Origin of the sequence: Streptomyces sp. NPDC005811 (assembly GCF_040630405.1) — a bacterium.
Taxonomy (GTDB): domain Bacteria; phylum Actinomycetota; class Actinomycetes; order Streptomycetales; family Streptomycetaceae; genus Streptomyces.
This window is the reverse complement of sequence record NZ_JBEXXK010000060.1, coordinates 62,832-72,647: the sequence shown is the minus strand read 5'-3', so window position 1 is coordinate 72,647 and position 9,816 is coordinate 62,832. Positions and strand designations below refer to the sequence as shown.

Genomic DNA, 9,816 nt, shown 5'->3' with positions numbered 1-9,816 from the left:
CCGCCGCCCGCCGCGCCGCAGCCCCCGCCCGCCGCGCCGCAGCCGGCGCCGGCCGCGGCCGAAGGCACCTGGCCCCCGCCGGCCGCACCTCAGGCCGCACCCGCCCCTCCGGCGCCCGCCGCCGCGGCGGACGGCTGGCAGAACCCGCCCACCACCCCGCTCTACGCCGAGGCCGGCGTCGGCGCCGGCACGCACGCGTACGGCGACGCCGGTGCGGCGGGAGCGGGCGGAGCCGGTGGCGCGGGCGGAGGCGACGGCCTCGCCTGGGGCGCCTCCTACCAGCAGCCCGCACCCAAGCCGCGCAGCGGCCGGGGCGGACTCGTCGCCGCCGTGCTCGTCGCCGCGCTGGTCGCGGGCGGCCTGGGCGGCGGACTCGGCTACACCCTCGCCAAGAACGACGACAACACCGGCTCGACCACCGTCTCCGCCTCCACCAGCGGCGGCGACGTGAAGCGCGCGGCGGGTTCGGTCGCCTCGGTGGCCCAGGCGGCCCTGCCCTCCACGGTCACCATCGAGGCCGAGTCCAGCAACGGCGAGGGCGGCACCGGAACCGGGTTCGTCTTCGACACCCAGGGCCACATCGTCACCAACAACCACGTCGTCGCCGACGCCGTGGACGGCGGCAAGGTGACGGCCACCTTCCCGAACGGCAAGAAGTACGACGCCGAGGTCGTCGGCCACGCCCAGGGCTACGACGTCGCCGTCATCAAGCTGAAGAACGCCCCGTCGGACCTCAAGCCGCTCACCCTCGGCGACTCCGACAAGGTCGCGGTCGGTGACTCGACGATCGCCATCGGTGCCCCCTTCGGCCTCTCCAACACGGTGACCACGGGCATCATCAGCGCCAAGAACCGCCCGGTGGCCTCCTCCGACGGCAGCGGCAGCTCCTCGTCCTACATGAGCGCCCTGCAGACCGACGCCTCGATCAACCCGGGCAACTCCGGCGGCCCGCTCCTCGACGCGCAGGGCAATGTCATCGGGATCAACTCCGCGATCCAGTCCACCGGCAGCGGCGGCCTGGGCGGCACCACCCAGTCCGGCTCGATCGGCCTCGGCTTCGCCATCCCGATCAACCAGGCCAAGTACGTCGCCCAGCAGCTGATCAAGACCGGTGAGCCGGTGTACGCGAAGATCGGCGCGTCCGTCTCCCTGGAGGACTCGGGCAGCGGCGCGAAGATCACCGACCAGGGCTCGGGCGGCGCCTCCGCCGTGGAGTCGGGCGGCCCCGCCGACAAGGCCGGCCTCAAGCCGGGTGACGTCATCACCAAGCTCGACGACACGGTGATCGACTCCGGCCCGACCCTCATCGGCGAGATCTGGACCCACCAGCCCGGCGACAAGGTCACGATCACCTACGAGCGCGACGGCAAGACCCACACCGTCGAACTCACCCTCGGCTCCCGCAAGGGCGACAACTGAGCCACACGCGCGCGGATTCACCCGTTACCCTTGTCCCCGCGCCGCCGATCAAGGCCGGCGCGGGGAGACGTGCCCGAGCGGCCTAAGGGAACGGTCTTGAAAACCGTCGTGGCAGCGATGTCACCGTGGGTTCAAATCCCACCGTCTCCGCTCAGTGAGCAGGTGAGCAGTGAGAGTGGCCCCTGACCAGGTTATTTGGTCAGGGGCCTTGTGTTGCCAGGTGCTCGCCCGGTTCAGCTCTCCGGGTCGTGACCGATTTCGCGTACCTCCTGTGCGCACCGGCAGGCCTCGGCGAGCTTCGTCGCCCACCTCAGTGCGTCCTCGTGCGACGGGACCTCGATGATCGAGAAGCCGCCGACGACCGCCTTGGTCTCGGGGAACGGTCCGTCCGTGACCGTGCCGTCGGTGGCCACGATGCTCGCCCGCTGGCGTTCCACTCCGGCACCGAAGATCCAGACACCCGCGTCCTTGGCCTCCCGGACCACCCGGCGGGCTGCCTCTCCCACCGCCGGGAGGTCCTCCTCGAGGAAGTCCATCGCACCGTCGTCGAACGAGATCAGGTACCGCGCCATCGTTTCGCCTCCTTGTCGGGCGGCCACCTGACCGCCTCACCGCTGCTCCAGCTCAGACGGGCTCCGCGTCAGCTTCTCATCGGTGGCCCCGCCCCGCCCCGCTTCGGCCGACTCCCGGGTGTCGCCCTCTCCTGCGCGGATTCATCTCCCTTACGATCATTTCGCCCCATTCGACCTCTGATCGGTGGAGGACAGGACGGCGGGAACCAGCCGCGAGCGGCTCAACAGAACGCTGACCTTCTGGCTGCGCCCCGCGTTCGTGCTGCGGGTCGTCAACCGGTTCCAGAAGATCGCGGGCTTCGACCGCGCGATGGCTCTGGCCTCCGGCGCGCTGGCCGCGCTGATTCCGCTCGCCGTGCTGATCGGCGCCGTCTTCGGCGGCGAAGCCGCGGACCGGATCATCAACCGCTACAGGCTCACCGGCGAAGGCGCCGAGGCCGTCCGGGCGGTGTTCTCCGCCGAACCCACGGGCACCGGCGCCGGTGCCTTCGGCGCGGTGTTCCTGGCGATCTCGGTGCTCAGCTTCTCCCGGACCGTGCAGCGGCTGTTCGAGCAGACCTGGGAACTGAAGCCGCTCGGTGTCCGCAACACACGTAACGGCCTGTGGTGGATCTGCGCGCTCAGCCTCTACAGCGCGGTGATCGGGTGGCTCTACGTGGCCCTCGGCGGGGGACGACTGGGACTGGCGGCCGCGGTGTGCGAGGTGCCGGTGACCGCGGTCTTCCTCACCTGGAGCGGCCGGATCCTCTCCGCGAAGCGGCTTTCGGGGGCGGTCCTGCTTCCGTTCGCGGTCTCTGCGGCCGTTCTCACCGCGGCCTATTCGGTGGTCGCGGCCGTCTACCTGCCGCGCCTGTTCAATTCGTACTCCGCGCGCTACGGCCCGGCCGGAGCGGTCTTCGGGATGGCCTCGGCCCTCTTCGGCGCGCTGCTCGTCGTCGTCGTATCGGCGGCGCTGGGGCGGGAGGTGCGCGACGAACTCATCCGGATCCGTGAGGGCCGGCGCCCTTCCCCGGACGAGGTCCGCCGCCAATGGGAGAGCATCGTCGAACAGACGCGATCGCGGTGGCGCGCTGTCCGCAAACAGCCTTCTCAGCGGCCCGAGAACTCCCCCTGATCGGGGAAGTCCGGGATCGTGGGCGGGAAAGGTGATCTATCCGACTGAAGCGGTGAAAGAGGCGTAATCGGCGTGTAAAGATTGATTCATATGCCAACCATGTCCCTGAGTCGTTGTCAGCAGCGTGGAAAGGGACGGTTGTGGCCGACAGTAAGGCCGAGAAAGCCAGAAAGGTCGCGGGGGCGCTCGGACTCGTCACGCCGATGGGCAAGGCGGACGTCCCGCCGGCGCCCCCGGCCGACGAGGAGTGGCAGCTTCCGGGCGGTAGTGCCCGGGTGTACTACGGGCAGGGCCAGAAGGGTGTGATCCGCCCCGTCGTCCTCGCCGACGGGTTCAACCTCGGGCCGACGGACTTCGACTGGCTCTGGAACGGGCTCGAGAACGAGAGGTACCCGTTCATCAGCCGGCTCCGGGCCCGGGGGCGCACGCTGGTCCTCGTCGGGTTCGACGAGCGCAGTGAGTCGATCCTGCGGAACGCCGAGACGGCGACCGCCGCCATCATGCGGACCATCGCCGAGCAGCTCGGTGATGCCCGGCTGCTCGTCGGCGGTTTCAGCATGGGCGGCATGGTCACCCGCTACGCGCTGGCCAAGATGGAAATGCAGCGCATGGATCACCGTGTCGGCTGCTACCTCTCCTTCGACACCCCGCACCGGGGCGGCTGGGTCCCGATCGGGCTCCAGGCCTTCGCTCACTACCTCGCCGACGTCGACGACACCTACCTGCGGCAGATCGGCAGCCCGGCCTCGCAGCAGATGCTCTGGCGGTACCTGGACGGCGTGGACGGCACTCCGCAGCAGAGCCCCCTGCGGACGGAGTTCCTCGCGCAGCTCCAGCGGGTCGGCTCATGGCCCCGCATCCCGCGTCTGCTCGGTGTGTCCAGCGGCCGCGGCGACGGCAGGGGCAACGGCGTCCGGGCCGGCGCGAAGACGCTGAGCTGCTCCGGTCCCCTCTTCGACGGCACGTACTTCCTCGCGCAGTCGCAGGGCGACCCGGCCGAGGTGGCCGTGCTCAACGGCATCCTCGGCGGACCGCACACCATCACCACCCGCGGCTTCCCCGAGCTGGACGGGGCGCCGGGCGGCACCCTGGAGTCGTTCGGTCTCGTCGGCGACAAGCTCGCGGAGTTCGGCGAGACCGTCGACCTCGTGCACCGGTCCGTGTGCTTCGTGCCGTCCGTCAGCGCGGTCTCCGTACGTGACCTGGACCGGCAGGACGACCTGTACGTCAACATCGACGAGCTGCCCCGGGACCAGTCCGATCTCGACGACTTCCTGCTCTCCGAGAACAACGACCCGCACGCCCTCATGACGCCCGAGTTCGGCGAGTGGGTGCTCGACCGGCTGCCCGACTGACACCGTCGGCTCGCCGACCCGGCCGGACCGCCGTACGGGGCGCCTCCGCGGAGGCGCCCCTCCGCCCGTGTGCCGTCACACCCGTCCCCGCCCGGTGACAGCTGTGTCCCGACTGTGTGACGCAAGGGCTTGCTGGTCTCCCGCTCTGACCAGGGACGTTGTTAGCGTCCCGGCTCGGGGTGCGGCCGACTGGGCCGCCCGTGCACAGGGGGGACGTCCCAGATGAAGGTCAACCGGCTCAGACCCGTCGTCGGCGCGCTCATGGCCGCCGCCGCGCTGACCGCCGTACTCACCGGCTGCGAGAAGGGCGGCTCCGCCGCGAGCACCGGGGGGCCCGCGGCGGCGAAGAGCGCCGGTACCACCGCTGGCACCACGGCCGAGCCCGCCGCCACCGGGACGCCCACCGGCGCGTCCGCCGGTACGTCGACCGGGACCTCCGCCGGTGCTTCAGGCGGCGCCTCCAAGGCCAAGCCCTCCGCCGCCACCACAACCGCCCCCGCCGGATCCACCGCATCCACCGCCGCCTGCGCCGACGCGCCCCCCACCCCCGACGACTACGACCCCGACGAGTTCGCCCTGTTCCGGATCGAGGAGCTCCCCGCCGACACCGGCAAGGTGAACCTGGTGATCCAGCACGGGGCCTGGGGATGCCCGGACAAGGACACCGACGGCGCCCCGTTCGTCGTCTCCGGCGAGGACAGCCGCTGGGCCCTCGACCAGGCCGCGTACGTCACCGCCGTCACGCCGATCACCGACAGCACCGAGAACCGGCGCATCGGGGTGCAGGAGCTGATCGACTGGGTCGAGGCGCATCCCGACTCCGGTCTGGTGTTCCGGTACGAGACCGGCGACGACGGTGCCATCCACCGGCTGGAGCAGGTCTTCACGCCGTAGGGCGGGACATCCGCGCCGCCGACGCGACCGTGGAGCGGGCCTCGCGTTCCGTCAGGCCCGTGCGGACCGCGGCCGCGACCAGCGGGTCGGCGAGCGCCTCCCCGATGCCGTTCTCGTAGGCCCGGCAGGCCGCCCAGAACAGCCGGGTGTTGCGCTGGCCCTCGTGCGCGGCCAGGACGAACTGGATCAGCCCGCGGCCGTGCGCGCCGTCCGCCCCGGCCGGGGACACATCCCTGGCCCCGGCCCGCCGCACGCCCGGCACGAGCAGCCTCAGCAGCGCCCGTGGGCAGGGGGCCGGTACGAGGTGGCCCGTGCCCGGGGCCGTGCCGTATTCCCCGTGTGCCGTGCGCGAGCCGGGGCCGACCAGGTATCCCCCGGCGCCCCGGATGTCGATGCCGGGGGCCAGCCGGCCGGCCGAGTTGGGGATCACGACGTCCGGCGGGCCGGTGAGCCAGAGGTGCCGCCCGCCCGAGGGGGTGACGACCACGACCGTCGGCGGGATGACGAAGAGATGGCGCAGGCCCAGCTCGCGCAGGGCGCCCGGGGCGTCCGTGCCGGACTTGGTGTCCAGGTCGACGCCGATCAGATGGTGCGGGGGCAGGCCGCACGCGATGCCGTATCCGGTGGCCCAGGGGGCGGCGGCGAACAGCGCGCGGACGCGGGCCGGGTCGGTCGAGGCGTCGTACACCCCGTGGCCGAAGCGTCCGCAGGTGCCGTGGCACGGAGGGTCTTCGGGGCGGTGGGGCGAGCGCAGGGCCGGGAGTTTGGTCCGGGACAGGGGGATGACGGCCAGGCCGCGCTCGGCGGCCGACAGGGCGTGGGCGAGGGCCAGGGTGGCGGCCTGCCGGTCGATGAGGGCCATGCACTCAGTGTCGTACTGGTGTTCGAGAAAGGGAAGGGGGAGGGTGCCGCGACGCGCCCGGCGGGGGGCAGGGGCGGCGCCCGGAAGCGGGAACTGGCGGAACGCTTCACCCCTTGTGGGGCCTGCGTGACAGGTGTCCGACTTGCCGGGGGTTGTGGCGTCCGGGGGAAGAAAAGTGCGGCTAGGGGTTTATCGACTTGTCATCACGCTTGCGTGCGAATCAGGTCTTCCAGGGTGGTTCGGCGGTGACCGGGTGGGCAACTCTGGTCTCGCGACGTCGTCACCTCACCGGGCCGGTCGGCCAACCGACCTGGTGGAAGCCGCAGTTCAGGGCTTCGTACCGCATTGACCGATGGTTCTGGAGGACCAACATGGCAAGCATCCGTACCGCCCGCGTCATCGCCGCCGTCTCCGCCCTTCCGCTGGCCGCCGCGCTCTTCACCGGCGTCGCGGTGGCGGACAACGGCGGTTTCGCGGACGACGGATCGAACGCGGGGGTCGCGAGCATCGTGGGCAGCGGTGTCGGGCGCGACAACAACGGCAACTCCTCGACCACCCAGCAGAACGCCGTCGGCTCGGGCGCCGCGAACCAGAGCAACACCGGGCAGGTCAACGGGGCCGCCTACACGGCCCTCAACCAGGGCAACAGCAACACCGCGGTCTCCTTCGCCCCGCTCTTCCGGTGAGCCGGTGAGCCGGCGGAGGCCGGGGGCACCGGCCCCGGCCTCCGCCGGAGCGTGCTCCGTGGGGGTGTGACAGCGACTGCGCGGCGGTGCTTCGGCGCCGCCGCGCAGTCGTGTTCGGGTCGCCGCGCAGTCGTGCCCGTGCCGCCGTGCAGTCGTGTTCGGGCCACCTCGGCCGCCCTCCCGCGACCTTGACACCACCCCGGATCTGACGGACAGTCAGAAACCGCAACCTGCCCGAGCGGTGATTTCCCGGAGGGAGCGGCGACCGTGGACGACGACGGGCTGTACGCACGTCTGAAGGCCTACGAGGGCCGGCCCGCCGCCGTCGCCCGCACCGGCCGGGACCCCGTCAACGCGCCCATGATCCGCCACTGGTGCGAGGCCATGGACGACGGGAACCCCGCGTACACCGGGCCCGACGCGATCGCCCCGCCCACCATGCTCCAGGCCTGGATCATGGGCGGCCTCGGCGGTCACGGGGGCCGCGCCCCGGCCTACGAGGAGCTGCTCGCCGTACTCGACGAGGCGGGCTGCACGGCGGTCGTGGCCACCGACTGCGAGCAGGAGTACCTCCGTCCGCTGCGCCCCGGCGACGAGGTCGCCTTCGACACGGTGATCGAGTCGGTGTCGGGGCGGAAGACCACCAAGCTGGGCACCGGCCACTTCGTCACGACCCGGACGGACGTCAGGGTCGGCCCCGACCTCGTCGGCACCCACCGCTTCCGCATCCTCAAGTACGCCCCGGCCCACCGGAGGAAGGCCCCGGCCGAGCGCCGGCCCCGGCCCGTCGTCAACCGCGACAACGCCGGCTTCTGGGAGGGCGTGCGCGGGCACCGCCTCCTCCTCCAGCGCTGCGCCGGCTGCGCGGCCCTCCGCTTCCCGTGGCTGCCCGGCTGCCAGAGCTGCGGCTGCCCGGAGTGGGACACCGTGGAGGCGTCCGGCGAGGGGACCGTGTTCTCGTACGTCGTCCTGCACCACCCGCCGTTCCCGGCCTTCGAGCCGCCGTACGCGGTCGTTCTGGTCGAACTCGCCGAAGGGGTGCGGATCGTGAGCGGTGTGGTCGGGACGCCGTACGACAAGGTGCGGATCGGGATGCCGGTACGGCTGGAGTTCCGCCGCTACGACGACGAGCTGACCCTGCCCGTGTTCCGGGAGGTGACGGCGTGAACGCCGGGGACGCGCTGCCGCCGCTGGAGATCGAGATCACCCGGACGCTGATCGTCGCCGGGGCGATCGCCTCGCGCGACTACCAGGACGTGCACCACGACCCCGAGGCGGCCCGCGCGAAGGGCTCCCCGGACATCTTCATGAACATCCTCACCACCAACGGCCTGGTCGGCCGCTATGTCACCGACACCTTCGGACCGCAGGCCCGGATCCGGAAGGTCGCCATCCGGCTCGGGGCGCCCAACCACCCCGGGGACACGATGGTGCTGCGCGGCACGGTCGAGGAGGTCCGCGCGGACGACACGGTCGTGGTGCGGATCACCGGCGACAACGGCATCGGACGGCATGTCACCGGCACGGTCACGCTCACCGCGCCGGGCCTGGCCGACCCGCGCCAGGGCATCGGCAGCGTGACGGTCACCCTCCGGGAGGACGATCCGCGATGAGCGTACGCGCGCGTGACGGGCTGGGCGGCCGGGCCGCCGTCGTCGGCATCGGGGCCACCGAGTTCTCCAAGGACTCCGGGCGCAGCGAACTCCGGCTGGCGGCGGAGGCGGTGCGGGCGGCGCTCGACGACGCGGGGCTGACGGCGGCCGACGTGGACGGCCTGGTGACGTTCACGATGGACACCAGCCCGGAGATCACCGTGGCGCAGGCCTGCGGGATGGGCGAGCTGTCCTTCTTCTCCCGGGTGCACTACGGCGGCGGGGCGGCCTGTGCGACCGTCCAGCAGGCGGCGCTCGCGATCGCGGCGGGCGTGGCCGAGGTGGTGGTCTGCTACCGGGCCTTCAACGAGCGCTCGGGCCGCCGGTTCGGCTCGGGGGTACGGCACCGGGAGCCCACGGCGGAAGGGGCGGCGCTGGGCTGGGTGATGCCGTTCGGGCTGCTCACCCCCGCCTCCTGGGTGGCGATGGCGGCCCAGCGGTATCTGCACACCTACGGGCTGACCGCGGAGGAGGCCTTCGGGCCGGTCGCCGTCACCGCCCGCCGGCACGCGGCGGCGAATCCGGCGGCGTACTTCCACGGCCGCCCGATCACCCTCGCCGAGCACGCCGCGTCCCGCTGGATCGCCGAGCCGCTCCGGCTGCTGGACTGCTGCCAGGAGACGGACGGCGGGCAGGCCCTGGTCGTCACCTCGCTGGAGCGGGCCCGTGACCTGCCGCGGCCGCCCGCCGTGATCGCGGCGGCCGCGCAGGGCGCCGGACGGGCCCAGGAGCAGATGACCAGCTTCTACCGCGACGACCTGACCGGGCTGCCGGAGATGGCCGTGGTGGCCCGTCAGCTCTGGCGCACCTCGGGGCTCGCGCCCGCCGACGTCGACGTGGCCGTCGTCTACGACCACTTCACCCCGTTCGTGCTGATGCAGCTGGAGGAGTTCGGCTTCTGCGCGCCGGGCGAGGCGGCCGCCTTCGTCGCGGAGGACCGCCTGCCGCTCAACACCCATGGGGGCCAGCTCGGGGAGGCGTACCTCCACGGGATGAACGGGGTGGCGGAAGCGGTACGGCAGCTGCGCGGCACCTCCGTCAACCAGGTGCCGGGCGCGGCCCGGACCCTGGTGACGGCCGGGACGGGAGTGCCCACGTCCGGCCTGGTCCTGACCGCCGACGGCTGAACGCGGGCGGTACGTCTCAGGGGTCGACCCGTAGTACTCGGCGCCGTCCGCTCCACCTACAGGAGGTGGAGCGGGCACCACCCCTACAACCTGAGGCGGACCCGTCTTCGGCACCTGCGGGCGATCCGGATCACA

The 9,816-nt window shown here is 72.2% G+C and carries 10 protein-coding genes and 1 tRNA gene; 9 read left to right on the top strand and 2 right to left on the bottom strand.

Translation table 11 applies throughout. From position 1 onward, the window contains the following. Both ABZ490_RS43005 and ABZ490_RS43000 read left to right on the top strand, forming a co-directional pair. The coding region (locus ABZ490_RS43005) for a trypsin-like peptidase domain-containing protein (RefSeq protein ID WP_359003234.1) at positions 1 to 1,419 on the top strand (1,419 nt) is incomplete at its 5' end. Between the two features lie 63 nt (positions 1,420 to 1,482). Beyond that, positions 1,483 to 1,569: transfer RNA gene (locus ABZ490_RS43000), tRNA-Ser, on the top strand. Positions 1,570 to 1,652: 83 nt separating this feature from the next. Here ABZ490_RS43000 and ABZ490_RS42995 read toward each other — a convergent pair. After that, positions 1,653 to 1,991: a YciI family protein gene (locus ABZ490_RS42995; RefSeq protein WP_359003232.1), complete on the bottom strand. Its 339-nt coding sequence runs from the start codon at positions 1,989 to 1,991 to the stop codon at positions 1,653 to 1,655. Between the two features lie 184 nt (positions 1,992 to 2,175). On the opposite strand from ABZ490_RS42995, the gene ABZ490_RS42990 reads away from it, so the two are divergent. From ABZ490_RS42990 to ABZ490_RS42980, 3 genes are all read left to right on the top strand, one after another. Then, positions 2,176 to 3,105 carry a hypothetical protein gene (locus ABZ490_RS42990; RefSeq protein WP_359003230.1) on the top strand — a complete coding sequence of 310 codons (930 nt, stop codon included), beginning with the start codon at positions 2,176 to 2,178 and terminating at the stop codon, positions 3,103 to 3,105. 140 nt (positions 3,106 to 3,245) lie between these two features. Then, positions 3,246 to 4,460: a hypothetical protein gene (locus ABZ490_RS42985; RefSeq protein ID WP_359003228.1), complete on the top strand. Its 1,215-nt coding sequence runs from the start codon at positions 3,246 to 3,248 to the stop codon at positions 4,458 to 4,460. Between the two features lie 222 nt (positions 4,461 to 4,682). After that, positions 4,683 to 5,354 carry a hypothetical protein gene (locus ABZ490_RS42980; protein WP_359003226.1) on the top strand — a complete coding sequence of 224 codons (672 nt, stop codon included), beginning with the start codon at positions 4,683 to 4,685 and terminating at the stop codon, positions 5,352 to 5,354. On the opposite strand, the gene ABZ490_RS42975 is transcribed toward ABZ490_RS42980, so the two are convergent. Next, entirely contained in the window at positions 5,344 to 6,216 is an 873-nt protein-coding gene (locus ABZ490_RS42975; protein ID WP_359003224.1) for a bifunctional DNA primase/polymerase, read from the bottom strand. The two genes, ABZ490_RS42980 and ABZ490_RS42975, sit on opposite strands and share 11 nt — an antisense overlap. A 371-nt stretch (positions 6,217 to 6,587) precedes the next feature. Between ABZ490_RS42975 and ABZ490_RS42970 the strand changes: the two genes are divergently transcribed. The 4 genes from ABZ490_RS42970 to ABZ490_RS42955 all read left to right on the top strand — a co-directional run bounded on the left by ABZ490_RS42970 (position 6,588) and on the right by ABZ490_RS42955 (position 9,681). Further along, entirely contained in the window at positions 6,588 to 6,902 is a 315-nt protein-coding gene (locus tag ABZ490_RS42970) for a hypothetical protein (protein ID WP_055638184.1), read from the top strand. A gap of 267 nt (positions 6,903 to 7,169) precedes the next feature. Beyond that, positions 7,170 to 8,069 (top strand): OB-fold domain-containing protein, encoded by a 900-nt coding sequence (locus tag ABZ490_RS42965; protein WP_359003222.1) that lies wholly within the window; start codon positions 7,170 to 7,172, stop codon positions 8,067 to 8,069. Further along, positions 8,066 to 8,515 (top strand): MaoC family dehydratase, encoded by a 450-nt coding sequence (locus ABZ490_RS42960; RefSeq protein WP_359003221.1) that lies wholly within the window; start codon positions 8,066 to 8,068, stop codon positions 8,513 to 8,515. The genes ABZ490_RS42965 and ABZ490_RS42960 overlap by 4 nt, the downstream gene beginning before the upstream one ends. After that, positions 8,512 to 9,681 carry a lipid-transfer protein gene (locus ABZ490_RS42955; protein ID WP_359003219.1) on the top strand — a complete coding sequence of 390 codons (1,170 nt, stop codon included), beginning with the start codon at positions 8,512 to 8,514 and terminating at the stop codon, positions 9,679 to 9,681. The genes ABZ490_RS42960 and ABZ490_RS42955 overlap by 4 nt, the downstream gene beginning before the upstream one ends. The last annotated feature ends 135 nt before the right edge of the window (positions 9,682 to 9,816 follow it).

Excerpts from the sequence above, each read along its gene's own strand:
- ABZ490_RS42980 (WP_359003226.1), top strand. The coding sequence starts at position 4,683 with ATGAAGGTCAACCGGCTCAGACCCGTCGTCGGCGCGCTCATGGCCGCC.
- ABZ490_RS42975 (WP_359003224.1), bottom strand. The coding sequence starts at position 6,216 with ATGGCCCTCATCGACCGGCAGGCCGCCACCCTGGCCCTCGCCCACGCC.
- ABZ490_RS42995 (WP_359003232.1), bottom strand. The coding sequence starts at position 1,991 with ATGGCGCGGTACCTGATCTCGTTCGACGACGGTGCGATGGACTTCCTC.
- ABZ490_RS42970 (WP_055638184.1), top strand. The coding sequence starts at position 6,588 with ATGGCAAGCATCCGTACCGCCCGCGTCATCGCCGCCGTCTCCGCCCTT.
- ABZ490_RS42955 (WP_359003219.1), top strand. The coding sequence starts at position 8,512 with ATGAGCGTACGCGCGCGTGACGGGCTGGGCGGCCGGGCCGCCGTCGTC.